General features: G+C 59.9%; 31 protein-coding genes. 4 read left to right on the plus strand and 27 right to left on the minus strand.

Annotated elements, in window-relative coordinates:
* Window positions 1-70 precede the first annotated feature (70 nt).
* The 6 genes from HHL09_RS09295 to HHL09_RS09320 form a co-directional block, all read right to left on the minus strand.
* Window positions 71-1,501 (minus strand): SGNH/GDSL hydrolase family protein, encoded by a 1,431-nt coding sequence (locus tag HHL09_RS09295; protein WP_169454281.1) that lies wholly within the window; start codon window positions 1,499-1,501, stop codon window positions 71-73.
* Window positions 1,498-1,857, minus strand: a complete 360-nt coding sequence (locus HHL09_RS09300) for a hypothetical protein (RefSeq protein ID WP_169454282.1) — start codon at window positions 1,855-1,857, stop codon at window positions 1,498-1,500. Before HHL09_RS09300 ends, HHL09_RS09295 begins: the two co-directional genes overlap by 4 nt.
* A 62-nt stretch (window positions 1,858-1,919) precedes the next feature.
* The gene (locus HHL09_RS09305) at window positions 1,920-3,476 is read right to left on the minus strand and encodes a hypothetical protein (RefSeq protein WP_169452445.1); all 1,557 of its coding nucleotides are present in this window, start codon (window positions 3,474-3,476) and stop codon (window positions 1,920-1,922) included.
* Window positions 3,473-3,733 carry a hypothetical protein gene (locus tag HHL09_RS09310; RefSeq protein WP_169454283.1) on the minus strand — a complete coding sequence of 87 codons (261 nt, stop codon included), beginning with the start codon at window positions 3,731-3,733 and terminating at the stop codon, window positions 3,473-3,475. Before HHL09_RS09310 ends, HHL09_RS09305 begins: the two co-directional genes overlap by 4 nt.
* On the minus strand, window positions 3,733-4,086 hold the full coding sequence (locus tag HHL09_RS09315) for a hypothetical protein (protein ID WP_169454284.1): 354 nt from the start codon (window positions 4,084-4,086) through the stop codon (window positions 3,733-3,735). The genes HHL09_RS09310 and HHL09_RS09315 overlap by 1 nt, the downstream gene beginning before the upstream one ends.
* A gap of 124 nt (window positions 4,087-4,210) precedes the next feature.
* Window positions 4,211-4,693, minus strand: a complete 483-nt coding sequence (locus HHL09_RS09320; RefSeq protein ID WP_169454285.1) for a hypothetical protein — start codon at window positions 4,691-4,693, stop codon at window positions 4,211-4,213.
* Between the two features lie 550 nt (window positions 4,694-5,243).
* Between HHL09_RS09320 and HHL09_RS09325 the strand changes: the two genes are divergently transcribed.
* Window positions 5,244-5,552 (plus strand): hypothetical protein, encoded by a 309-nt coding sequence (locus HHL09_RS09325; RefSeq protein ID WP_169454286.1) that lies wholly within the window; start codon window positions 5,244-5,246, stop codon window positions 5,550-5,552.
* Between the two features lie 1,441 nt (window positions 5,553-6,993).
* On the opposite strand, the gene HHL09_RS09330 is transcribed toward HHL09_RS09325, so the two are convergent.
* The 18 genes from HHL09_RS09330 to HHL09_RS09410 all read right to left on the minus strand — a co-directional run bounded on the left by HHL09_RS09330 (window position 6,994) and on the right by HHL09_RS09410 (window position 17,867).
* Window positions 6,994-7,350: a hypothetical protein gene (locus HHL09_RS09330; RefSeq protein WP_169454287.1), complete on the minus strand. Its 357-nt coding sequence runs from the start codon at window positions 7,348-7,350 to the stop codon at window positions 6,994-6,996.
* Between the two features lie 12 nt (window positions 7,351-7,362).
* Window positions 7,363-7,926 carry a lysozyme gene (locus tag HHL09_RS09335; RefSeq protein WP_205761011.1) on the minus strand — a complete coding sequence of 188 codons (564 nt, stop codon included), beginning with the start codon at window positions 7,924-7,926 and terminating at the stop codon, window positions 7,363-7,365.
* A gap of 23 nt (window positions 7,927-7,949) precedes the next feature.
* Complete coding sequence (locus HHL09_RS26375) at window positions 7,950-8,240, minus strand: hypothetical protein (RefSeq protein ID WP_205761012.1); 291 nt, start codon at window positions 8,238-8,240, stop codon at window positions 7,950-7,952.
* A 57-nt stretch (window positions 8,241-8,297) separates the two neighbouring features.
* Entirely contained in the window at window positions 8,298-9,701 is a 1,404-nt protein-coding gene (locus HHL09_RS09340; protein WP_169454289.1) for a DEAD/DEAH box helicase family protein, read from the minus strand.
* Window positions 9,698-10,354, minus strand: coding sequence for a terminase small subunit (locus tag HHL09_RS09345; RefSeq protein WP_169454290.1), 657 nt, complete (start codon window positions 10,352-10,354; stop codon window positions 9,698-9,700). The genes HHL09_RS09340 and HHL09_RS09345 overlap by 4 nt, the downstream gene beginning before the upstream one ends.
* Window positions 10,355-10,385: 31 nt before the next feature.
* Window positions 10,386-10,595: a hypothetical protein gene (locus HHL09_RS09350; RefSeq protein WP_169454291.1), complete on the minus strand. Its 210-nt coding sequence runs from the start codon at window positions 10,593-10,595 to the stop codon at window positions 10,386-10,388.
* Window positions 10,596-10,601: 6 nt separating this feature from the next.
* Entirely contained in the window at window positions 10,602-10,865 is a 264-nt protein-coding gene (locus HHL09_RS09355; protein ID WP_169454292.1) for a hypothetical protein, read from the minus strand.
* 168 nt (window positions 10,866-11,033) lie between these two features.
* Complete coding sequence (locus tag HHL09_RS09360) at window positions 11,034-11,294, minus strand: PEP-CTERM sorting domain-containing protein (protein WP_169454293.1); 261 nt, start codon at window positions 11,292-11,294, stop codon at window positions 11,034-11,036.
* 500 nt (window positions 11,295-11,794) lie between these two features.
* The gene (locus tag HHL09_RS09365) at window positions 11,795-13,135 is read right to left on the minus strand and encodes a replicative DNA helicase (RefSeq protein WP_169454294.1); all 1,341 of its coding nucleotides are present in this window, start codon (window positions 13,133-13,135) and stop codon (window positions 11,795-11,797) included.
* Window positions 13,116-13,436, minus strand: a complete 321-nt coding sequence (locus HHL09_RS09370; RefSeq protein WP_169454295.1) for a hypothetical protein — start codon at window positions 13,434-13,436, stop codon at window positions 13,116-13,118. Before HHL09_RS09370 ends, HHL09_RS09365 begins: the two co-directional genes overlap by 20 nt.
* Before the next feature lie 527 nt (window positions 13,437-13,963).
* A complete protein-coding gene (locus HHL09_RS09375) occupies window positions 13,964-14,392 on the minus strand; it encodes a hypothetical protein (protein ID WP_169454296.1) in 429 nt (142 codons plus the stop codon).
* Complete coding sequence (locus tag HHL09_RS09380) at window positions 14,389-15,114, minus strand: hypothetical protein (RefSeq protein ID WP_169454297.1); 726 nt, start codon at window positions 15,112-15,114, stop codon at window positions 14,389-14,391. The genes HHL09_RS09375 and HHL09_RS09380 overlap by 4 nt, the downstream gene beginning before the upstream one ends.
* A gap of 24 nt (window positions 15,115-15,138) precedes the next feature.
* On the minus strand, window positions 15,139-15,621 hold the full coding sequence (locus HHL09_RS09385; protein WP_169454298.1) for a hypothetical protein: 483 nt from the start codon (window positions 15,619-15,621) through the stop codon (window positions 15,139-15,141).
* Window positions 15,618-15,875, minus strand: coding sequence for a hypothetical protein (locus HHL09_RS09390; RefSeq protein WP_169454299.1), 258 nt, complete (start codon window positions 15,873-15,875; stop codon window positions 15,618-15,620). The genes HHL09_RS09385 and HHL09_RS09390 overlap by 4 nt, the downstream gene beginning before the upstream one ends.
* A gap of 206 nt (window positions 15,876-16,081) precedes the next feature.
* Complete coding sequence (locus HHL09_RS09395) at window positions 16,082-16,552, minus strand: hypothetical protein (protein ID WP_169454300.1); 471 nt, start codon at window positions 16,550-16,552, stop codon at window positions 16,082-16,084.
* A 158-nt stretch (window positions 16,553-16,710) separates the two neighbouring features.
* Complete coding sequence (locus tag HHL09_RS09400; protein WP_169454301.1) at window positions 16,711-17,250, minus strand: hypothetical protein; 540 nt, start codon at window positions 17,248-17,250, stop codon at window positions 16,711-16,713.
* Between the two features lie 77 nt (window positions 17,251-17,327).
* Window positions 17,328-17,525, minus strand: a complete 198-nt coding sequence (locus HHL09_RS09405; protein ID WP_169454302.1) for a hypothetical protein — start codon at window positions 17,523-17,525, stop codon at window positions 17,328-17,330.
* 147 nt (window positions 17,526-17,672) lie between these two features.
* Entirely contained in the window at window positions 17,673-17,867 is a 195-nt protein-coding gene (locus HHL09_RS09410) for a hypothetical protein (RefSeq protein WP_169454303.1), read from the minus strand.
* Between the two features lie 101 nt (window positions 17,868-17,968).
* On the opposite strand from HHL09_RS09410, the gene HHL09_RS09415 reads away from it, so the two are divergent.
* Together HHL09_RS09415 and HHL09_RS09420 are read left to right on the plus strand one after the other, a co-directional pair.
* The gene (locus HHL09_RS09415) at window positions 17,969-18,748 is read left to right on the plus strand and encodes a S24 family peptidase (RefSeq protein ID WP_169454304.1); all 780 of its coding nucleotides are present in this window, start codon (window positions 17,969-17,971) and stop codon (window positions 18,746-18,748) included.
* Window positions 18,749-18,888: 140 nt separating this feature from the next.
* Window positions 18,889-19,695, plus strand: coding sequence for a hypothetical protein (locus HHL09_RS09420; protein WP_169454305.1), 807 nt, complete (start codon window positions 18,889-18,891; stop codon window positions 19,693-19,695).
* Between the two features lie 18 nt (window positions 19,696-19,713).
* On the opposite strand, the gene HHL09_RS09425 is transcribed toward HHL09_RS09420, so the two are convergent.
* Together HHL09_RS09425 and HHL09_RS09430 are read right to left on the minus strand one after the other, a co-directional pair.
* Entirely contained in the window at window positions 19,714-20,349 is a 636-nt protein-coding gene (locus HHL09_RS09425) for a putative endonuclease domain-containing protein (protein ID WP_169454306.1), read from the minus strand.
* A 138-nt stretch (window positions 20,350-20,487) separates the two neighbouring features.
* A complete protein-coding gene (locus HHL09_RS09430; protein ID WP_169454307.1) occupies window positions 20,488-20,754 on the minus strand; it encodes a hypothetical protein in 267 nt (88 codons plus the stop codon).
* A 145-nt stretch (window positions 20,755-20,899) separates the two neighbouring features.
* Between HHL09_RS09430 and HHL09_RS09435 the strand changes: the two genes are divergently transcribed.
* Window positions 20,900-21,331, plus strand: a complete 432-nt coding sequence (locus tag HHL09_RS09435; RefSeq protein WP_169454308.1) for a hypothetical protein — start codon at window positions 20,900-20,902, stop codon at window positions 21,329-21,331.
* A gap of 1,556 nt (window positions 21,332-22,887) precedes the next feature.
* Here HHL09_RS09435 and HHL09_RS09440 read toward each other — a convergent pair.
* Complete coding sequence (locus tag HHL09_RS09440; protein ID WP_169454309.1) at window positions 22,888-23,637, minus strand: TIGR04255 family protein; 750 nt, start codon at window positions 23,635-23,637, stop codon at window positions 22,888-22,890.
* Between the last annotated feature and the right edge of the window lie 285 nt (window positions 23,638-23,922).

Here is a 23,922-nt window from a genome sequence, read left to right on the forward strand (position 1 = left end):
GTCGCTCGCGGGCGGTGGTCCCCGGTCTACCGCCACGCTATCGGCTCCGGCTGTGATCGGGCTGAACCCGTCAGGCTCCCTGCCACAGCTTCTGGCGGCCCCGGAAAAGGGAGAGGCCGAGCTGCACGTGCCCCGCCTCGTTGAGATGAAGCTTGTCGGGGTTGAAGTAGAGCGGGTTTGCTTCGTCCCCCTTGTTGCAGAGGTTCGGGATGCTCATCACATCACAGCAGACGATTCCCGCCGAGGCGGACGCCGTCGCTTCCATGAAGGCAATCAACGCCAGCCGGTCCGTGTCGAAGCCATCGTAAGTCTGCCCGTTTGTGAAGGTGGAGTTCCGCGGCGTCGGAGGAACAAGGAGGATGCCCCCGAAGGGATCAGACGCGCGCACCCGGTTGATGTGGTTGGTGATCGATGTCTCACAGGTGGCCACCGGGACCTTCGCGGCCAGATCATTGCCCTGCGGCATGATGATGTGAGTGTTCTGTGTTCCGCGGAGCAGCTGCAGGCCGGAGGTGGCGAAGGAATCCGCCTGGATATTCCAGCGCTCGCCGCCCACCGCGTAGGTGGATTGGTGCGCGCCGATCGCATTCGCAAAGAGCGCCACACAGCCCTTCTGGAATTCTCCGGAGGCCTGTCCTGCAGGTGTCGAGCTGCCAAAGCTATAGACCACCGTGCTGGGCGGCGAAGTCGGCGCGCCGTAATACGCCGCGATGGATACCACCTCGGATGACGTCAGCGGTCGATTGAAGAAGTAGAGGCCCTGTGTAAGCCGGAAGAACGGCGTGGATACACCGTCCGTGGAGCCAAAGATTTTGGTGATCGCCGGCGATGCTGCGGTCATCGGCCCCTTGAAGGTCTGAATCCCGTTCACAAAGAACGATGACCGGGCCGCCTCGTAAATCTGGGCATAGATGGAAGGCGCGCCAGCCGGTGCTAGAAGCAGCGGCGGGTTGTAGGTGGTCGCGTTGGATTGGGCCGCATAGCACCCGTAGGCTTGGAGCCGCAGGCCTGCCTCCAGGAAGACCGCGCCGGAACCATTCACCGGTGAGGTGGATGGGTTCTGCGTGGTCCAGTCCGCGCCGATCCAGACCACCGTTCCCGCCACGGAACTCACTCCCGCGATGCCACCGCCAGCCACCGAGTAGATGCCGCCCTGTGGGAACATTCCCCTTTCAGTCCAGATTGCCCGCGTCGCATCCGTCGCATGGGTCCAATGCTTCCCGTTGCCGGACTTGTCATTGACCTGCATGACGCGCGAGCCGTTCAGCTGCACGTCGCGGAAGTCGAAGCCGCCCACGCATCCGGCAATCTCCCATGGCTTGGAAGATCCGGAAGCGCCGGGCGTGCCGGGATCTCCTTTGTCACCCTTCAGGCTGACAAGCCACTCCTCGCGGGTGCCGACGAAGCCCTCGGCAAGGGCCAGCTGGTAGGCGTCGCGGGCATCGGTGTATGGCGCGACGACTTCAAGGGGCATCATGGTGACAGGTGCGGAAACACTCATGGTCGGGTAGAATCGAGGGTGACTTTGAAAAATCCGAAATGGTAGGTCTCCGGGGTAGTGTCCTCGCCGGCGTAGTATTCGATATCGAAGTCGTAGGTCCCGGCGGGCAGAGAAAGGCCTTTCACCTCGGGAATCATCGCCTCCCACGTGGTGGCGTTCACGATCACGGCAGGAGCATCGCCGCTGCCGTTCGAATCGATCGTGAAATGAGCGACGTTCGACTTGCGGAACTGCATCCGCACGCGGGTAAGCGGCCGCTCGGGCTGCGCGCTATCGATCAGGATCGGGCCAATCGACGGGATCCCGCGCCAGTTGTCGCCGCGGCGGTGAGGCTTGATGTAGATCTCGGCAGGCACCCGGGCACCCTGCCACCGCGGTCCATTACCGGGAAATCAAGCGGAGTGGTCCCCGCTTCGGCTCACCGCGCGAGGATGCGGGTGATGGTCATGCGGTACCAATCCAGATAGAGGATATCGGTCAGCGCCGTCGTCGTGCTCTCCGTGGACAGCAGCCCCAAGCCGGTGTGCCGCCCCGAGCCGGTCGGAATGTTGGACGTACAAGTGCTCGTCCACACCTGCGTCCCGCTCGAATCGTAAATCGTGAACGTCGCGGTCGTGCCGCCGCTGTTGAGCTCGGCCTTGGCGCGATACCACGCCGAAGCCGTCAGCGTGTAAGTCGTGCCCGTGGTGGTCTCCGAGCTGTTGGACCGCGTCTTGCCGCTCGCCGTGACCCCGGTGCCATCACCCACCAGGTGGATCCACATGCCATCAGTCGGATCGGCAGCAGTGAAAATATCCTGAAACCCCAGCCGGGCCGTCACCGTCGTCGCTGCCGTGGGGCAAAGGAAAACCACCTCGAACGATTCGCCACCCGCCAGAAGGAAGGGCGCGGAGTTGGTCTGGAAAGCATAGCCGCCGCCGATCGTCGTGGAATCGCGCAGGATCAGGACGCCAGGGTGATCCGCCGCACCGCTGGCGGTGGAAACCGTTCCGCTCGAAACGATAGTGCCCATCAGGCCCGGTGCACCTTGCGTGGAGGTCGTGACGAAATCGCTTTCGAGGACCACCATCGAGGATGGCCCGCCAGTGCTTCCGCCCCCCGCCAGCGTCGCCCAAGTCCAATCATCCCGCAGGAACTTCGTGCCGTCCGACGTGCCGCTCGCAAGCGTTCCCCTGAAGGCGGACAAGGCACCCGCACCCCAGTTATACGTGACACCGTTCAGGGTCAGCGGAGCCGTCACGGTGAAAGCCCCGCCGCCTGTCACCGTCGCTGTAATCCCCGAGCTGCTACTGAGATTCACCCCGGCCGCGGAGCTCAGGCTAATCTGGTCGCTGCCCGTGGCTGTCCACGAAAGCACGCCCGATCCTCCGACCGCTGCCATCGTCGCGCCGTTGATTAACGGGCTCGTCAGGGTCTTGTTGGTCAGCGTCGCGCTCGCCGCATTCTTCGTCGCATCGCTGGTGTTGTCGGCATTTCCGAGCCCCACCATCGACTTGGAGATACCGCCCACCGTTCCCGTAAATGTCGGGTTGTTGATCGGCGCATACGTCGTCGCCGCCGTCGCGCTCTGCAGGTAGGGAGCAAGCGCCGCGGAGGTGATGAACCCCGAGGGATTCCCGCTCAGGGGATAAGCATCGGTGATCCCGTATCCTCCCAACGTGGTCGGCTTTGAAGTCAGCGACGCGAACGTGTGCGAATGGCTGATGCCCGCCGCATCCGTGATTCCGTAGCCCGCCAGCGTCGTGGGCGTGTTGGAAATCGTGCTCCAAGCCTGCGTGTGGCTGGCTAAGGCAAAGGTGCTTTGCGCCAAGGCGATGGGCTGGCCGCTGCCATTCCAAGCAAGGATCGCATTAACGGCCGTCGGTGCGTATTCGTCGACGAACTTGGTGCCGTTCCACTTGGAAAGGTAGTAGCTGCCAGGGGCCTGAGCGATGGCCAGAGAGGCGGAGGCGAAGAAAAGGAGAACGGCTTTCATGGCTGGTCTGAAACGGGGAATTTGTAGTCGGTGCCGGCGTAGGTGAATCGGCCGAATCCAGCGGAAACGGTGATGGAAGTTCCTCCCCCGCCGCCCGTGCCTTCGGGCGCATCCACCCACACCGTGTGGAAATCGCGGTCGCTGGCCTTTGCAAGGATCTGCCCCGCGGTCCCTCCAGGCGGAACCGAAACGCCCTCCAAGATCACCAGTTGGAAGACGTCGGGAGTATCGACCGATTGAAGTACGAACGTGTCCATTAGAGGCGGCTCACGTTGGGGTTGATGGTCCATTCACCGGTCGGGAACTGGATCTTCCGACCGGAGGCCAAGACGACGAGGACGTCGTGCACGTAGGACCCCGCTGGCCATGTGACGTCCCGACCGAGGATCTGGAACCAGCCATCCCCGGGGACCGTGGGAACGATCGTGCCGTCGGCGGTGCTCCACTCGGCGGTGACGCCCGAGGTCACAGAGGACCGCAGCTGCATCAGGATCGTGGCGCCGGTGATATCGATCGGCACGCCGTTCAGCTTCGCCTGGTGCTGGCGTCCCTGCCATGTGGCACCGGTCTTGATGCTGGGGATGACGTTCTTTGCCACGTGGCGGACCATGCCACCGCGTCGTGGAAGGAATCACCCCTGCCGAGTGGTCCCCGGTCTGTTACTTGCTGTCGCAGCACGCTGCCGGGCTTAAATCCCTTGCCCGACGATGCACGTGGCACTGCCCCGCGAATTCCTATCTTTCTTTCGGCCAAAGCCACGATTCCACACCCTCGTTAGCCTTCTTGGTTCGCCTCGCCCGCCAGAGGAGAAGCACGGACCACGACAATCCCGCGGCGAAAATGATTAGCCAATGCGGGATGGCGAGAACCCAGGCGCCGGGGCTCTGACCACTCATCGCCACTTTCGCGATCTCCCGGAAAAGCCGCGGCGGCTCTGGTGATGAGACCGGTTCCCCTTTGCCGCGGAGAAAGAGTGGCGGCGGGAATCTCTCCCAGGTTTTAACCGACGGGAACCGCGTGGTGCTCCAGCGATCGCCGCTGCTGTATCCGGGGGACCGGCTGATGTGGAGTACGCCATCGGCGCTCGCCACCGCGTAGGGATCGTAGGCGAGGGAACGGTACATGCCTTGGGAGAGCCACGAGCCCCAGAAAAGGAAGCTCATCACGAAGACGCCGGACCAGAAGGTTATGGAGCGATACAGCGGGCGGGGTTTCACGGGGGCAGGATGAGCGGGCCGATCTCGGCCTGACAAGGTCCGCTAGCCACAGTCTCTCCCGGCTTGCCAAAATTCTGCGGTTCTGGCAAATGCTCGCGAACGCGGCCCATGAACAACTCGCCCTTGATGACCTTGCCGGAAAAGGCCTTCGTGGCCGCTGTTCTGGCTGTAGGAGCCCTCGCCGGAGTCATTGCGTTCTCGCGATGCACGCTCTTCTGACTTTCCTGGGTAGTCACATAGTTGCTCGGCGGGTCGGGCTCTCACAAGCATGGAGAGGCAGCACCGGCCCGCCGTCTGCCGCATCAACGCCTGAAAAACTTGCATGGCTAGGTCCCGCAAATGATGCGGATTGATCGTTCTTGCAGCCTCAACATGCCTGAGTTATTGACGAAGCCCTGCTATCACCCGGCCTGCAACTTCCCACCCCGATTGCAATGCCGAGACACTTCCAATACTCAAAAAAGGCGACTCACCTTTGCGGTGAGATCGTGGCTTTTATCGTAACTGCGGCCCTCTTTGCGGCGGCGATCCTGTTCGTGATCTTCCGCTGATGCGTACCAAGCCCAGTTTACAGCAGATCCGGGACGCTATTACCCGGAGGAAGGTCGTCGCATTCCAGTGGCGAGGCATGGATGTGAAAGCCGAACCGAGGCTCTTAGGGCTAGGCGGTCGGTATCGCACCTACCTGCTCTTGGCTTGGCAACTGGAGGCCGACGAAGGCTGGCAACTCTTTCGCTTCAGCGAGATTTACGAGTTCTGCGTCCTCCCGGAAATGGTCCAGATCCATCGTCCGGCCTGCGGGCGACTCAAGCGGGAGATTCACGAGTTTGATACGTGGGGCACTCCAGTGCAGGAATAGCCCTCTCAACGAGACGACGAGCGAGGAGCCGCCGAGGCGTCGTTTAGCCGGAGGGGTCTTGCGTTTGGATCGATACGGCTTCCGGGAGAAGTAAAGTCCCCGCCCAGAGCTTCCTACCTTAAGAGGCCGCTCCAAACGACGGGTGCGAAGTGTTGGTTCAAGAGACTCTGCGCTACACGGTCCGGCCAATCCGGCTGGGGTCAATGATCCTTCGGATAGCTAAAAGAGAGAGGCCCCCGCAGCCATGCCGGGACCCCTCACGCCGGGCGACAAACGAGAAGCCCGAGCGATCACAATCGTTCGCAACCGGGCAATAGCAACGAATCCCGCCTACGAATTCGGCTTACCTCTCGCTCGCCAGAAAAACAGGCCTTGCCACGGGAAAAAAGCCTCCGACAGCTCAGGAGATCCGGACCCAGACAAGCACCTTGTCTACGCCATCGTCAATCAGTCGCCGTTGGACCGAGAACAGCGCGCTCTTGATGGCTGTCGGATCTCCGCCCGGTGGAATTAGAGTCCATTGAATCTCCGCCCCTTCGCGTAGTGGCCATTGGGCGACGTGACGAGGATCAAGGTGGTCGCCGACCTCGCAAGCGGCTGGATCGGTGCGGAGCGGAGGCATTTCCACGAAGGCAATTTCGGTCAGAAAGGTGCGGGCGAGCCAGTAAAAAGTGAAATTCCACCACCGTCACTCCATGCGGACCCACACCCAGGTGAGCTTGTCGTGTCGATCTTGTCGAACGCCGCGACGGCGGAAGATCCATCGCGGTTCACCCGTCTCGTTCGCGATTACCTCGGGAAGTTCGAATGACCGGAATTCTGGATCTAGGTCCCATTCCTTTACGGCGATTACTTCGACCCAATCCCCGATTTCACAGTCCACTCTGAACGCTCGCTTCCTTCCCATCTGCAGCATCCCGGACCCCAACGTCTGACCGTGAATTTTGCAAGCCTTGTCGGCGATCGTATGCCTCTGCACTGGAGGCGGGAAAGCCCTGCCCGCTCTATTCCGCCCATTCATTCAGCAGCCGCTTCCCCAATTCATTTGCTCCTCCAATAAAGCATTGGAGGGGGTCCGCTGATGATAAAGCACCGAGCCGCCTCCGTGGGTCAGGAGCATGTATCCTGCGGGGGGACTTGCACATTGGTCAATCCGCCTCTCCCTAAATCGCGGATTTTGCTCTAACGACCCCGCGTAATTTCGGGCTAAGATTTTTAGGCCATCTTGACTTTTTCTCCGCGATTCACTATTCGCGATACGCACCGTGATTCCGGGGGGACCTTCCGGTGCGCCATGAACATGTCCGGCCCCGGTAGCTCTCCGCTGCCGGGGCCGGTTCTTCTTTGTGATAATACCCAAGGGGCTCGTCGCAGCCCCCCTTGGGCTTCGCCTCGCGGCGGGTCGCCAAGGGGTTCTCCGTACGAAAATCTGCTAGATGGCTTACGGCAACCTCATCGGACATCCGGGCTTGGGACACTTGGTCAGCCGGTCGACCCTCTCGCTTAGCGTGGCAACGTCGGTACGCAGGACGTCCCGATCTTTCTCGCAGGCTTCGTGCTTCTCCTCCGAGGTGGATAGGCGTGTCTCGATGGCGAGTCGCTCCTCCACCCTCTCCTTGTCCCGCTGCGCGAGGAGGGCGTCGTGCCTTCGGCGCTCACCCATGAAGAACTTGAAGCCAAACCCGGCCATAGCTGCGACTACCGCGGCTAGGCCGAGCACGAAGAGGAGTAGGATCGCCACGATTGGCAGGATCCCCATGCCGACAAGGCGCTCCAGATTGTTGATGAATTCGGGCATGTCTGGGTGAAATCAAAGGGTGCGGACAATGGGCTCCGCCTCGCCGAGGAAAAGGCGGCGCTCGGACCTGCGACGGCGGGTCAGGCCTGAGAGGGTGCGGCCTCCAGCCTTGTCCCACTTCAGCAGTTCGTCGGCCGCGGCAGCGTAGAGGCCTTGATTCAGCTTCGCGCGCAGAGTCGATTTCAGGAAGCCGCCCGTGTTGAAGTCGAAGGAGACCAGAGCGGCGAATTGATCGTCGGTGAGCGGGGCCGTTGTTCCCTCCTGCACGCGTTTGGCAAAGTTGCGTAGATCGTAGCGCAGCAACTCCTCTGCTTCTGCCTGGGTGATCTTTCGGCCCGCCTTCACGGTGCCATCCTTGTGGACAAGGCCAGTGTGCCCGTAGCCGATGGTCCAGACCCCCACGCTGTCCTTGTAGGCGGTGAGATAGCAGCCCTCGAAATGCTTGATGAGGTCGATTCCCCTTTGGGAAATATACCGGCTGTCGTCGCGCGTGTCCCCGCTTGCTGGCTTGGCGTAGGTGTCGAGGCCTCGGTCCTCGGGCGCGCGGAAGGGATCGAAGGCCTTTTGCCAGAGCACGGAGAGGAGGGAGCGGAAGCGAATCACTTGCCACCCCCTTCCTGTGGGACGCGGAAGTAGTAGCGCGCGCCGGTGTCGATCGCTCCGAATGCCCGATCGGTCAGGCCGTAGGATTGCACGCGCTCCTCGCCTCCACCGGGGAGCGGGCGGACGGTCGAAGTTTGAACGCACCCGGCTGAAGCCCACGCCAAAGCGAGGACAACGCAGACCAAGCCGACATCGAGGAGCGGCCGGCGGCGCTTCTTCCGAGGCGGCGGCGCTGGCACGTGCCGAGCCTTCTCCCATCTCACGTCCGGATTCAGAGCGAAGTTCATGGCTTGCACCCTGCTCCCGTCTCCCGATCTCCTGCCACCCGTCGGAGTGGTCCCCGGTCAGAACCGAATGGTCGGAGTGTGGAACGGCGATGCCGGCACGTGGGATTGCTTGGTGCTCTCCGGGGTCATTGCCTTGCTGAGGCGGGCACCGCACATGATGGCACCGATGAAAGAATCGGCACGGTCGGGGCTCTTCACCCCGCGGGCCTTCATGTCCTCCTTGCTCTCCACCCGCAGCCTTCCCTTCCCGTCCCACTCAAGGCGGCGGGTCGTCAGCTGCTCGTAAAGTTCGGCGCTGAACTTGTCCCGGGGTCCAAGGTGGAGCTTGCCCCGCTCGATCAGGCGGCATCCCTCAATCCAGAACTGTGAGATCAGGTTGGCGTAGCGTTCAGGCTCGAGCGAAGGCAGGCCGCCGCGGAACTCTTGGATCCGGAAACCCTCGTCGGCCATGTCCTTGATGATGATCGTCCCGATCCCGTCCGCGTCGCCCCACACCTGGCCGGGAAGGATGTTGAGTTGATTGCGGTACCCGTCGATGTGCCGCCGCCGTGACTGCACGGTCTCCTTCTGCCGCCAGGCATCATGCAGCTTCACCACGTTACCGTGGCGCCATGAAATCGTGTCCTCGTCTCCGCCGGCCGCGAAGTCGGAGAAGCCGACCAGCTCGCCCGATGGGTCTGGGTGCGCCTGGATCAGGAACGCATGCGTCAGGGCCTCGGGTGAGAGCACGACGCGATTATCGAGGGAGGTAAACTCCGCAAGGTGCATCGACCGGTAGAGCGGGGAATCCTCGCCGAGTTCCTCCCTGTCGATATCCCGCTTGCTGGCCGGGATGTGCGGGCACTCCATCGAGGTGACCTTGCGCGTCCAGTAGAGCGCGGCATTGCGGTGGAAGGCTTCGAAGAAGCGGCCGGCGGGCTCACCCGGGCTCGATACCCATAGTTGGAAGAGACGCGTGCACCGCTGGAACGCGCCGAAGATCGCGTCAGGCACACCCTTCGCCTCGTCCACGATGATGAACACCGGGTTATCAAGGCCCGGCTTTGGGTGCCAGCCCTCCGCCCGGTTCGCATCATTGGTCGAGAAGCCGATCGCTCCGCCGATGCCATGCTCCCGGCTCTCCGGAGTGGAGACCACGCACTCGGCACCGCGGAGCACCTTCCAGCCCGGATTGAACGGACGAAGGGCGGAGAGGCTCGGCCAAAGCTGATTCTTGAGCTGGTTCCACGATCCCGAGGTGATGACCACCCAACCGTTCGGAAACCGCTTCAGGAACCAAGAGACCGCGACGGCGACGAGGTCGGAGGTCTTGCCCGATCCATTGGCAGCGGCCACGGCCACGGGCTTCCCGCCATACTCCTGAAGGCCGATCGCCTCGAGGGCCTCGATCTGCCAGTCGTAGGGATTCCGGCCAAGCTCAAGGATGGCATGCTCGGCAGGGCTGAGGGTGTAGGCGCTCACTTCGTCTGGTCGGCTTGCACCTTCTCGCGAGCGCCGCGCACGCGCTCGACCTGGGCGAGTTGCTCCGGCGAAAGTGTGGTGGCAGTCGAAACGATGGGGCCGCCGTTCAAGCCGCTGTGTTCCTTCACGTCGACAAAGAGACGGAGATGCTTGCCGAGGTTCTCGAGGGCCTTGTTCTTGTCCCAAAAGCGGACCTTCTTACTCTGGCCGATGGCCTCCCGATCCTCCCCTCGCCCGGCGTATTCCTCGTATACCTCGATGCCGGCGATGGCCCGACGAACGTCCTCGGGGATCTCGTGAATGGGCTTCAGCCGGCCATCCTCGGTGAAGGCCTGGGCAATGTCGGCGGTGGCGATCTTGAGCAATTCCCGGAGCACCGTGTCGGCGGTGATCTCGGTCCGCTTCTCTCGCTCCTTGGACAGCCGTGCGATTTCCTCCTGAATCTCAGGTTTCGTCAGGTTCTCTTGGCCGATGGAGGACGCCGTCTTCGCACTGTAGCCCGCACGGATTGCCGCCTGGGTCGCGTTCAGGTCGACCAGATACTCGGCGCAGAACTGCAGCTGCTTCGGCGAGAGCGTGCCCGTTTTCGACTGCTTTCCGCCGCGTGAGTTCGATGAGGCCTTGCCCGGCTTCGCTGGTTCCGTGAACGCCATGGTTGCAGTACGCCCATGACGCGGAAAACGGTCAATTCGTCGGGGTGGTCCCCGGATCGGTTACCTGAGCTTGCAACGTTACAGTGTTCGCCTCTCCGAGCACCTCCTTCAGCAATCTCTCCGTGATCTCCCGAACGAGATCCGGCGACGCGGTGAAGGTTTCGAGGTCAATGGTCATCGTACGCTTTACCTGCCTGCCATCCGCCTGCGTTTCCACCTCGATGGTAATGGAAGGGCTCATCCCGGTTTACTTGAGGACCTTCCCTGCCTTCCGTAGCACCTTCAAAGCGAAGTCGCGGCGCGAGCGGGCTTCTTCAGGTACTTTCGTGTCCAAACCAAAGACCACGCGCTCACCAACGAGCTTGGGCCCACGATCAATTGTAACGCGAAGCTGGTAATACCCGTTCTTCTTCCGCCGGAGATGATGGTCCGGGTCCGAAAGCTGGGCGGCAGCGCATTGGATCCTGCGGTAGAAGCGCAGGGGCAGTTCGAGTTGAACGGCTGGGATCATTCGCTTGAAGTGACTTTTACCGGATCGCGGTGTGTTTGGCGACGAGATTTCCGAGAATGGCGGGTGTTCGTGTTGATAGAGGTCGGACAGGGGCGCCCGGGAGAAATGAAATAGGGGCCTCTGCGGAATGATTTCATTCCCGAGGCCCCTGTTGATGAAGGTGATCGCTCAGCGGCGGCGACGCAGCAACGCTAACAAGCCCATGCCGCTCAAGAGCAAGCTGCCGGGCTCCGGAACCGCTACAAGGCTGAATGTCTGCGGGCCGTAAACGATGGACTCGAGAGCCTCGCCAACGGGTAATTCGCCGGGGAGAGGGTCGCGCGGGGTAAGGATGTAGTTGAAAAGCGCCGACCCATCCTCATTCACAAACGTGGGAGTCGGGGACTCAATGGTGAAGGTATAGGTATTGATGCCATCAAAGGTTACCACCACCGGAACGGGAGTTGCTGGGGGACCGCTTGAGCCTATCAGCGACAACCTGAAATCAGTGACCAAGGGGGCGGGGCCGGTGGTCGACGTCCGTTCCAATTGAAAGGAGATACCTTGGGGAGGCACGCCCTCGCTATCGGAGAAGTTAATGAAATTTTGGAGTCCGCCTCCGATCGAGAAGGAAGCAGGTAGAACGGAACCACCGGACACGGGTGGGCCGCCGGATTGCGAAAATGTCGTGACGCCGGCAAAAGCGAGCGCAGCGTTTGCCGGTGCTGCCCCTACTACGGCAGCTAGTGCCGTGAGAACCAATGCGTGAAGGGCGGAAGGCCGGGGAAAAAAGAATGTCTTAGATTTCATGGGAGAGCAGGCTATAGAATCATCTGAAGATGGTAGGTTTAGAAATAGGTGCTCCATCTCGGGACGCAATGAAATATTATCCTGAAAGATGCGGATATGTACTCCCGCGGCGGGAGGGATTCTTCGCGTTCTGAGTGGCTTCAGTCCTTGTACTGCTTCGATCCGTAGTTCCTATTGCCCTTCCTCCGCTGCTGCTCCGCGGCGGCATCCGCGGCAGCTTGAACGGCCGCCTGCTCTTCCGCTGTGAAGGGCACAAAACTCTGAAACTCGCCCGTGAGCTTGTAGGGCAACACGCCGCCCCGCGGACCGTTGCGGTTCTTCGCCACCTTAAGCCCGTCGTCGGCGATCATGAGCACGACGTCCGAGTCGAAAGCGATGGCTTCGGACTCCCGCGCCGTGAACTGCTTGTTCACCTGGGCGGCGGTGATCACCGGGCAATTCATTTCCTTGGCGAGCTGCTTCAGTCCGCCGGAGATGCCCGCGATTTCCTCTTCGCGGTTCTGGCCCTTCGATCTCATCCCTCGAACAATTTGTACGTAGTCCACGACGATCAGGCCAAGGCCTCCATGAGCATCCGCGAGGCGTCGGCATTCCCCCTCGACGTGGGAAAGGCTCATCCGCGGGGTGTCGTCGATCGTGCATGGCATCGACGCCATGAGGCGGATCTGCGCCTCCAGTGCCCTGACATCGCGCTCCAGCGTCAGGGTGGCGGGCTTGGTCATCCTTTCGAGGTTCACCCGGCCATGACGGGAGACAAGACGGGCCATGATCTCCGGGAGCATCATTTCCGCCGAGAAGATCGCGGTCCGCTCGTCGGTGCTGAACGCCTCGATCGCGAGTTGCTGCAGAAGTACAGACTTCCCGCCGCTGGTTTGGGCAAGAATCACCCACAGCTGGCCCGGACGCATCCCACCGGTGAGCGCATCCAGATCCTCCATGCCCGTCGGAATCCCAGGAATGGCACCGGCCTTTCTCATCTCGACCATCCACTCGATAAGGGCGGATCCAGCCTCCGCGAGAGTCTTCGACCGGGTAGGACCGGCAATCGCCGCCTTGATGGCTTCCATGCCTGCGGTCGCAGCCTCGAGGGCTTCCTGCGGGTCGGTGGCACTCGCCATCCATTCCGCAGACTCCTGGGCAATGCGCCGGGCGTGCGCTCCTCGAAGGTCGCTCAGGTGCTGGGACCAGTTTGCCGGTACCGCGTCGGCTCCCGCGACATCTGACACGCCAGCGTGGCCGCCCACTTCGAGGATCCGGCCCTCTCGATCAAGCCAAGCCGAAAGGGTGGGTGCGTCAATCGGCGTCCCGTGTCGCGCGAGCGTGATGATCGCATCGAAAAGCGGACGCAGCGTGACGAAGTGCTCCGACTTCAGGCCATCGCCGAGAGCGCGGCGACGGAAGTCAGCGTCGCGAATCATGAGGCTGAGAACTGCACGCTCAACCAAGGGAACGTGTGGTTTCTCAGGCGAGGCCGATGTCATGGACGGAAACGGGTGAAGTCAGGGAGAAGTTTTCAGCGGAGAGCCCGCTGGGTTGGGTGCGAATCGCAGGGCGCTCCTTCGGACGGTCGTCATAAGCGCCTGCGAGGGTTTTCTCGAAGCCGGTGGGTGTGAGCAGGAAATCGATATCGGCTTTCCAGCCCATCGCGCCACCGCCAGTGGCAAAACTTGAACTCGAAAGCCTGCCGACCGCCTCGCGCCAGCGAGGTGCCCAGTCGGGAAGAGCTTCCATCACGCGGAGCGCCTTCGTGCGCTTGGGTCCGAACGTGATGATCTTCGGCAACGGGGGGTGTTCGTTCCAGAATGCCGCCACCTCTGGAAGTCCGTTCGAAGCCGGGGACGTACTGTCTTTTAAAGAACATTCTATGTTAGTGGCCCCTGTTAGGTCCGAAGCTTGGCCCTTTGGTTGGTCTTTTGGTTGGCCCTTTCCTTGGCCCGTTGCTTGGCCCTTCGTCAAAATCGCGACGGCAAAAATCTTTGAATCCAAGAGGGTTGCGATGGTCCCGCGGTTGGCCCTTTGGTTGGCCCCAAGCTCGGCCCTTTGGTTGGCCCCAAGCTTGGCCCCTTCGAAGCGGCATGCTTGGCCCCTCTCCAAAATCTCCATCGCCTTGCGGTACGCCTTGCGAGTCGCAATTCCCGCATTCTCAAAGTCTCCTACGAATGCCTGCCCGTATTCTAACCCGGTCTTCGGACACCGCTTCTTCTGCCAGCGGGCGCGCTGGAGGATCTGCAAAAGCAGGAGGAAGGCGTTCGGGTGATCGCGCTGAAGTTGGGCTGCCTCAGGGCAGCGGTGAATGGCAAACCAGTTGGTCATTGCTGGGTCTTTGGAAAACGAAAGGGTGAAAGCTGTTGGTCCCAGTACTCCGAGAATTGTCGGGACCGGCTGCGCTCCTTGGCTTCGCGGATCATCTCGGACTCAGTGATCGCGATGTCGCGCTCCAGGTGTTCGAAGTGCTCGCGGTACCGCTGCTGCTCGTAAGTCATCTTCTCGGCGGGCGCGCTGACGATCGCGAGCCAAAGGCCCGTCGTCTCCGCCTCAGCGGCGCGCATCGTGGCCATGGTTCGCTCGGCATAGGAACCCTCGCCCCGCCATACAGCGGCAATTCGCTGCATGACGGGGGTCTTGAGGTCCGCGACGACGCCGGCAGTCATCTCGAAGGCGAAGGCGAGGTATTCCGGATTCGGCCCGGTATACTCCACCTGCGACACCTCGGGACCGCTATGGAGCTCGATGCTCAAAGAGAGGAGGTTTCGGTGAGCTTCCAGCCCTTCGACGAGCAGACGGCAGAGACGAACATTCGGATCATGTTCGCCGACACCCACGTCTTGCCGCCGACGTGCTCGATCCACTTCAAGAGCGCCCCCTGATCCGGGATCCGTGCCAGCTCGATTTCGTAGTACTCGCCCACGCCGTCGTGGTGAAGACGGACACAGGTTTCGGTGGTGCTGACCACCAGCGGGCGGCCTTCACCCAGCTCGCCCTCGAAGTCCTCCGTGAACTCGGCGGCGGGGTCCTCATCGATCTCCGCCTCATCGCTGGCGAGAACGCCGAGGATCATCGGCAGAAGACGATTAAACCCGTCCGACTCCGCCAGCTTCCAGTTGTCACGCTGCTTCACCTCCTTCGCGCCGAGGTCGGCATTCCGGCAGGTCTGCCCGACAAGCTCGATTGCTCGCAGCATCCGGGCATGAGGCACATTGTCCTTTCGTCCGTAGCGCATTGCGGTCCCGTTCAGCGATTCCACGAGCCAAACGATCTCCGGCCCGGACTCCAACTCGCGCGCCTGCTCCATTGTTTCGGCGAGGTCCACGCAGGCACGATAGATTTCGTGCGCTTGGCCCACCGTATACGGCGCAGTGTGCGGACGGATTTCGTCGTCGGACGGAGGCGGGATAGGGCTGGGTTTCTCCCGCAGGAACTGAGCGGGGTTGAGGATGCCTGGAATGAATAGAATGATCATAATTTTGTGATTCGTTGATGGGTTTCAATGAGACAGAGGTGGCGGCATCGGCGTGCCCGTGGCATCGCCGCGCCGATGTTGAAGGCCCTGCCACTTAGGGAGAGGCCACGGATAGCGAGACCGAAGAGCTTCAAAGCGTTCCGGAGTAACAGTGCGGAGGTGCTGCCGGTAGAATCCCGGCTTCTCCTCGGTGACGCTGAAGCGCAGAGGCAGGGTCAGGCCATCGCCGGTCTCCAGCTTCACGAGGATGGCCTCGATGCCGGCGGCGACGATCATGCGAGCCATGCCGGTGCGATGAACGTCGAGAGCCTCCGCAATCCTCTCCACCTGGGCGGCGAGTTCGTTCGGGAGCTTGACGGCGTTCCACGCGTGACCGCGGCCCTCTTCCACCTCGGTATCCTGCTTACGTGGTCGTCCGGGCTTCTTGCCATTGGACTTCCCACCGAAGACCTCGGCGGAGTCAGCGCGGAGCCCGCGTTCAAATGCAGCGAAAGGAGATGTCCTCATTTCCCCACCTCCATCTTGAAGATGTTCTCCGCAATCCAACGTTCGGCGGCGTCCTTGCTGTGGCGGATTCTCTCCTCCACTGCCACGCTCGCGAGCCGCTTGATCTGCTGCTTATTGCTGTCGGTGTTCCGAATCAGTGTGCGTGCGACAGAGTCGATGATGATCTCGGGATTGATCCATGTCTCAAGCCCCAGTTCGACAAGCCCTTCGGTGTAGCCCCCCGCTTCCGCCAGCCTCTCTAGAGAAGCGCGCAAGAACTCCGGAACGTCAATGAAAACGCGGCCTGTGTCACCCTCTGGACGGTCGCATCCGTGCTCGCACCAGCCCTCAGCGATCATTTGAGGAGTGCGGCGGGAATCCCGTGCAGCAGCTCGGATGGCTTCCGCCATTTTCCCCGTAAAGGTCACCGTTACCGGAGCCGCGGATCTCTTCTTCGGGGTTCTGGTTTGGGTCGCGGTGCTCATCGCGCACCTCCCTTCTCTACTCCCTCGCGTTCGTCGAAGCGCTTCAGCGACCTCACGCGGTTGAAGAGGCCTGCCCGAACCATTGCCACAGGCTCGACCCCAAAAGCCTTGCTGACCGAGAGGACGCATTCCCACTCGAAGCGCTGAAATTCCACTGAGATGGGCGCCGCCTTGTATCCCCTCAACGACGAAAACGCAGTGGAGATGATCAGAGCATCCTGCAACTCCTTTGATGTATCGACAGTCTTCCCGTATTCGAGTGCCCCATTCAGCGGAATGCAGTAAGCGGCGACGTCGAAGCCGTACCGGGAAATGATATAGGGGTTTCTCGCGAGGAGGAATGCGGCATCTTCGCTGTCGATGGTGAGCGCGACCCTCACAATCTCGACCTCATTGAGGTAAGAACGAACGTCGATCACTTTGTTCTTTGGCAGCGGAGCAATCGCCAAGCAGATGTCGCGGATCACTCGCGACTGATGGCTGAGGGCTCGCCCGGCCAACCTCGCCGGGGTAGTTTTACTCAGTCGAGCGGCATCGTGAATTGCTGCCAGGGTTGACTGGTCGACAACGGTGATCGTCAGCGGTGCGAAGCGCGTGCGAACCGGCTTTGATGGGGAGACAGTTCTCATTCTTCCCCCCCTTCCACGGAAGCGGCGGCTTCCTGCTTAAGTTCTTGCTGGTACCGGAAGGCGACCTCGCGCATGCGCTCGAATAGAGCGTCCTCTTCTTCCGTGGTTCGCTCGACCTCCTCGACCACGATGTCGTGGCAAAGGCCAATCTGGGCCACGTCAAGTCGGCCGGACAGCGCGTCGTGGACTTGGCCTTGCTCGCCATCGTCTCCAATCCACTTCTCGGCCCACTCGCTGAGATCCACGCCGGCAATGGCGCAGCATTCCCGCATGTATCGGACGGTCCGCTCCTTCAGGAAGAGCGGGCCCTTTCCGGAGGGAACGACGGCAAAGCTCAGGGGGACAGTAAGCTCCCCGTTGGCCTTCACCTGATCCAGAACAGCCTGGATGCCTGCCTTGAGTATCGCTCCTTCGAGTTCCCCGATATCTCCGAAGCCGATCTCTTTGAGAAAATCTTCAAGCTGACTATCAGTCTCGCGCTTGATGGTGGAAACATTGCCGGGGTTGACCCGGCTAACAGATGCTGCTAGTTTCATTGTGTGGATGCCCTAACGGGCTTTTACTGGTTTCACTTCTTCGAAAGGTCGGTGCTAGGAACACCGGCCTTTCTGCTTTAGGAGGTGGCGCTCTCTGCTTGTTCGAGAGCGACCACGAGAGATTTGCGGCGGATGAACCACGCCTTACCTAGTTGGTATGGCTGACCTCCAAGGTCGCGGAGACGGTTGACCATGGCGCGCTCGCCGATGCCGTGCTTCTTTGCGAGTTCCTCGACCGACACCTCGTCGGAAGGATCGACCGTCGAAGCCTTCATGTGGCTCTGGATGATCCGCGGTAGTTCACGATCAAGAACGAACCACCGATCAGTTGGGGGCAGGTCAGCGAACTTCATAAGCGGCGAAGGAGGTTCGGCGCGACGAAATGCCGCCATTGAGATAGAAACTTTGGGACCTCATTTGGTTCACTTGTTGGTCACAGGTTTCTGCTGGGCGTCGTCAGTGGTGAGGTCGCGGGCTGCTTTGACCGTCCATTCTTTGACCAACGCGGAGGGCCGAATCCCGCGGCGGATCGCTTCTTGGCGTACCGTGCTGACGACCTGCTCCGGCAATCCATCAGCCCATTCCGGAAGGTTTGGATTCACAATCTGTGATTGCATGGGCTTAATTCATCCCAATTTGTGAATTCGCGCAATCGTAAATCACGGTTGATGAAAAAAAGTTGCCCAAAGTTCACAAACTGTTAAGTTTGGGCAGGGAGATGGCTAACGAATCTGAAATAACCGCCGCCGAGATCACGAATTGGCTGTCTGAGAACGGTCATTCACGGGAGTGGCTAGCAGCCCAAACGGGAACCTCTGTTGGCACGGTTGCTAACTGGCTCGCTGCAAACAAGCCTCGACCCATCCCGGTCCCAACGCTCAAGCTCATCGAGCGCCTGATGTGCGACGATCTTTTGGGTGCGCCTCAATACTCGTACTCCGACGCAAAGGTGATCCGGCGCGCCATGGCCCAAGAAGGCTACACAAGTCTGCACGACTTCACTCGAGACGCCGTCGTAGCTAACGCAAAGAAGATCATGGGCGCACGCGAGAAGATTGTCGAGTTGCAGACCGAGGCCGCAGACCCCGCGGCGAAGCGCTTCTGGAAGACGATGCTTGGTGGTGTCGCAGCCGGCGCACCAATCGCCTATGTGGCGGAAGCGGAGATTGAAGTCGGGAAAGAATACCCCGAAGGCTGCTACGCGCTGAAAGTCTTCGGGGCTTCCATGGAGCCGAAGGTTTCCGATGGGGCCACGATCATCGTCGAGCCCTGGGATCGGACTAGAACGCCAAAGAAGGGCACCATCGTGGTCTACTCGGACGCCAGCGGCTCGAGCCTGAAGGAATACGGGTACCGCGCCGCCACCGAGGCTGATGATCCGGAGAGAGTCAACTCTGTGGGAAAGGTCGCAGTGCTCAGGTCTCTTAATCCTTCATTCCCCGACATTCAGACCATGGAAGAGGGTAGAATCGACGCTGTGCTGGTGGATATATTGTAGACCCGGATTTAGCGGGAGCATGAGTGTTTGCTAAAGATCTTACAATTACGCTAGCCTAGCGGCTGAGGATGAGAACTCCCACTCCAACAGACTACCACGGAGTTCGTTTTCGGTCTAAAACCGAGGCTGCGTATGCGAGGATGTTCGACCTCGCCAAAATGAAATGGACTTACGAGCCGGATCTAAGCGATGGAGCGCCTCCGCCCGACTTTATTACAGTCTACTTGAACGATGAAGGCTGCGAGTGCACCGCCATCGTTGAGGTTAAGCCTGCGTTGCCAACGCAGGCCGTCATGGACTCCTACGCCCGTAGAGCAACACGATGGATAAAGGAAGCTGACAGTCGCATTCCGAAGCGAGAGGCTTTCATCTTTCAAGGTTCCCCGTACTCGGATGAAGCAATCAAGCTATTGAAACTTGAAGAGGGCCAATGGAAGGAGGTGAAAGTGACCTCGTGGCGACGTCATGCCGTCCAAGCCGCGAAGTATCGCTTTGATCTCAATGATGGTTCGATAGCACCGCAAGCACGCGCCCCGTATGTTCCTCCTCGAATCGATTCCGTAATTTGCTACCTTTACTCCTTGGTCACCAAGTTTCCAGGCGTGGTTGGCTCATTGAGAGAGCGTCCTGAGATTTCGCGAGGAGTTGCTTGGGTGCCCGGAGGAGACGTTCTTCAGCGTTTTCTTTCTGGCGAAACTGTAAACGATGAGGACCTCGTCTTCATGATGGAGGATCCGACCTTCGCCCTCGATCCTCCAGACAATTACGATCTCCCAGGGGCGATTGAGGAGGCAGTAACGCACCTTTTATCAAAGGCACTCAGGCGGGAAGCTGAACAGATTAGGATTGATCTGGCTCATCCGGAACTTACGGCGGATCAAATGTTGTCACTACTGAAGCGGAGCAGTGAAATAGCCGAGATTCTCCGAGGCTTGCCCATCGCCTGACCCACCCTAAGCGGGGCCTCAGGTTATGGGCGGAAATCTATGTGTCCAAGCTATAGCAATCGGCCGCTGGGGGTACAATCCTTCAGAAACTTGATCTCCACTGTCGTTAGGACTATCGTAGGCTCTCCAAGCCTCTCCGGAGAAAAACATACTCCAGTCGCGAAGAGACTCACGTCTTTGCGAAATTGGTAGAGTCCGAGCGGACAGGTTGAGCCGACCACGCTCGGAGAGAAGCCAAGGCTCACACAGTCCGAGCAGGTCTATCACCTCGAAGGGGTGCCAACAAATGTCCGCGCCCTTGAGCCGGTATACCCTCTCTATGGCACGGGTTGCTACTATAGCGGAGTCGCGACGCGCATCACGTTCTGCTTCGTGGAACTCTTTCCCATCACATTCAACGGCGATCTTTCGTCCACCTGCGGGCCATTCCATGACAAAGTCGGGACGAAACAATCCGAGACCAGTTCGGATTTCAACTTGGCGGGAGACGTTTACCTCGGGGTTAACGACTTTTCTGAACTCCCAATAGAACTCGTCCTCGATCGGGCTATCACATTTTTCGAGCGGAACCTTCTCCGAGGCATGAGCGAGGAGATAGTCGGCGACCATCCTGTTCTGAGCCTGAAGGGCCTCGTAGGAATCCTCCCTTTCCATTTATCCAAAGTGGCCTCAATCCACCAAGTGGGTCAAGCCACCGATATCCAGAGCACTCCTTATTGCAGAAATCTGTACCCGGGGCGGGAATGAGGAGAGGCGAGATGAGGCTCCCGCCTCTCCCCTTCTCCTGCCGTGTCACCCAGCAAAATCCAGTGTCTGCGGAGCAATCCGCCGTGGAAGGAACTTGTCGGGCATCACCTCCAATCCCCTCACCTTCCAGTAGTGGAAGGTCTTCCAGGTCGGCAGCATGCCATACGGACCACTCCTCACCCAGGCGGTGAACTCGTAGGTGCCCGTGACAGGATTCCGGCCTAGTTCGTGTGGTTCGACTACGTAGTTCCGGCCTTCGTAGGTAAAGCGGATCACGCGCTCATGGCGGATCGCCCCCCGAAGGTCGGCCATCAATGCATTTTTGTGCAGTGCCATAATTCCGAAAAATATTCAATTCCGCGCGTCGTCAAGGGATCTGCTTAAGATTTTTTTGGGAGGCCGCGCAGTAGGCCAGCCGGTTGAAAACCGCTGCCACTCGCGCTAGAATTCGCGCGCTATGTCAGAGAATCAATTCAGTGAAGTGATCGCCTCCGCACAGCAAAGCGCTAGCGAGCGTAAGGCGAAAATCGCAGCACACCGCGAGACGTATTCGGAATCGCTGAAAACCAAGCATGAGGTGCTCCACACCGTCATCAGCAGGACTCTCCTGCAGGCTTGGAAGGATCTCGAGGCGGCAGGGGTCCAAGCGTCGATCGAAACCGATTCCACATCTCATGGAGATTGGAGGATCTCTCTGGGCATCCCTTCGAAGCCATTCAAGGGCAAGTTGGTCTTCTCAGTACGGACCGCGCTGGTCCCACACCTCGGCTACAGTGTAATCCCTCAAGGGCCAGTCGACGAGATCGAGTTCAATCAGATCTCGGACGACGTTACCCCCGTGGAGGTCGCACAGATCGTCGCCGGCTACCTTTCGAACACGCTGGGATAAGAGCATCACTGATAAGCATTGCGTCGAGCCTCGAGCTCGAGCGGTGCTTGATCATACCCGAATTGTAGCACCTCTGTGAGGTATTGGGTCAGGAAGGGCAGGATGCCGCCGAGCCTCTCATATTGCGCCACATGCACGCATTCATGAGACGTGGTCGTGAGGTTCGATATTTGATCCTCGCGTAGGAAGATTCCGTGCCCCACTGCCAAGCCCCACGTGTGAGGACCTAGGAAACCAACTGCTTCCGCTGCTTGCCGCAGGTCCGGCTGAGAAGGAGCCGGAATAACGGGCACCACAAGGACTCGAATCTTCTCGGGGTCTCTGACGCCCACCCTCCTCGCCTCTGCTATACCATCAGGGTTGAGAGGGACGCCTGTCGCCAAGGCAATCTGCTCTTGCTCCGCCGCCCAGACGGCGGCCGCGGGGAGAAGGCTAGGTAGAGCATGCAGAAGTTCTTGGTGGGTCATAAAAGTTTCCTCGGCGCCTATCTCAGATCGCTCTCCAGCACAAGTCAGCAGCACGGCTCTTTTGCGGTCGACCCTGAATTATAAACGGAATTCTTCCGCTCCTGTCCTGGTTCTGGGACTTCTCCAAACCACGCGCCTCCAGCCGGCGCGGCCCGGAATTTGCCCGACGACGCCCCTCGGATCGGCACCGAGTTCAGGAATAAGATTGGCGCCGAAGATCCGTCACTTGGTGATCCCTTTGCAGGCCGCTGCCAGCCGAAGTCCTTGAGCAAGCTGCGCAGATCGCTCAGAGGGCCAACCCACAATGTCTGCGTGGTTTCGGGGAGGTTCGTCCGAGGTCGCGCTTAATCCTAACGGGAGGTTGCCAGCGCAGACCTCAGCTCGGCCAAATAGAGTGCGACCTTGTTTGGCGGCGACTATTTCGCCGCAACGCCAAATTTCGTCACGAGAAAGTCCTTTATGACGGGTGACGGAAAGTCCCTCGTGAGGAAACGGTATCACGGCCTCTGGGCGAACAGTTCCGTCGGCGCGCAACTCCTTTCGAAAAAGGTAATGCGAGAGCATCTCGTCATCGGACACCTCGGTACCAGACAACGGTCCTGTTTCTTCCCAGTCCACGCTACCGGGCGAGACGTCGAATATTTGACAGAACTGTTGCCGGAAGGCTCCCAAAAAAGGGAGCGCTTCCATGGATGATTTCGCGACCGCGCACGATCGCGTAGTCGACTCCATTGTTAGCATTTGGAACCACCATTACAACACGGCGGGGGCTACGGTACCATTCAAAGGTCATCAGCCCTTCAGGGAGGGCCCCTAACGAGGGATCGGGCACGTCAGCAGGCAAATGCTCGATGAGCTTTGCCGCCGCAGCGGCAGCATCGCGACGGATCGCAAGGGACCGCTCTCCGCTCCAGCCCGACACAGAGCATTCAGCCAAAAGCTCCGAGTATTCCGCCCTCAAAGCGGCGCGCATCGAAACCGGCCAGAATGAAGCAGAAGCAGTCTGTTTCGGGCGTTTGAATTCGGAGAGACTCACAGACCATCCGTCGTGGTCACACGGGGCAGGGCAAGCTGCTAGGTCCAACATGATCAGAGGTAGGGGGTGAGGGCTTCCTCGGTGAGCTTGGAGAAGAATGCTTGATTCTTAAGAACTCTCATCTCACCAAGCAACTGGTCAAGGTCTGCATCCAGTTCTGCGAAAGGATATACCGGGGAAATCGTTAGATCTAGCAGAAATTCAGCTGTTTTCGGAGATTCGCCATCCTGCTCACGGGAAAATACCGACTCGATCGTATAACGCCCGTCCGGAGGGCAGTAGAAGTGATGTTCTCTGAATATCTTGAAACCCCACCCCGTGCCGCTCGGGGGGGCGGGAGGTGTCTCAAAGTAATGGCTAAGACGAAAACCTTCCGTCGGGTAAGAGAGTCGGTTGATAAATCGGACGAAGACGGAATACGGCTCATCCACTCCCAGCCACTTCTGGAAAATGCTCCACTGCTCGAGCGCTTCAGCGATGAAGTGATCCCATCCCGGATACGGCATTAACTGGCTAAATGCGAATCCATCTCGTCGGAGCTGGATCGCCGCAGTCCGATCACCCTTGTGCAGCAGAAAAATCCCCGCCGGATTAGTGTGGAAAGAAGGACGAGGTTCCTCACCTTGAACAATTTCCAGCGCAGCTTCAAAGGTTCGCTGCTCTTGGATTTCGGGGAATCCCGGAAAATGAATCGGAAGCCCACCCCGGATGTCCTGACTATCCCATTGCGACGAGATGTCCGCCTGAAATGCGAGAATCGCCTCAATAACCGGGGCTTGGGCTAAATGTCGGATTTCTGCCATCGATGCTTCTGCGAGGAAAGCGATACATCCGCGGCTGCTTGTTCAAGGCGAATCATCCGGCAGACGGATTGATCGACGCCGCCGTTGCCCCCTCCCCCCATGCCTCATACCATCCGGGCGGACCCGAATTGCGCCCGAATCAGGGCCCGAATACCTGGCAAAAGATGGCGATTCCGATATGAATTTAGGGGCGATGACACGAAAAAGGCCATTAGGGGCACCTTGCCAAGGTGGATGTCGTGAGTTCGAATCTCATCGCCCGCTCCAATTTTCTGAATGATGAGG

It is taken from the genome of Luteolibacter luteus, from assembly GCF_012913485.1.
GTDB classification, from domain to species: Bacteria; Verrucomicrobiota; Verrucomicrobiia; order Verrucomicrobiales; family Akkermansiaceae; genus Haloferula; species Haloferula lutea.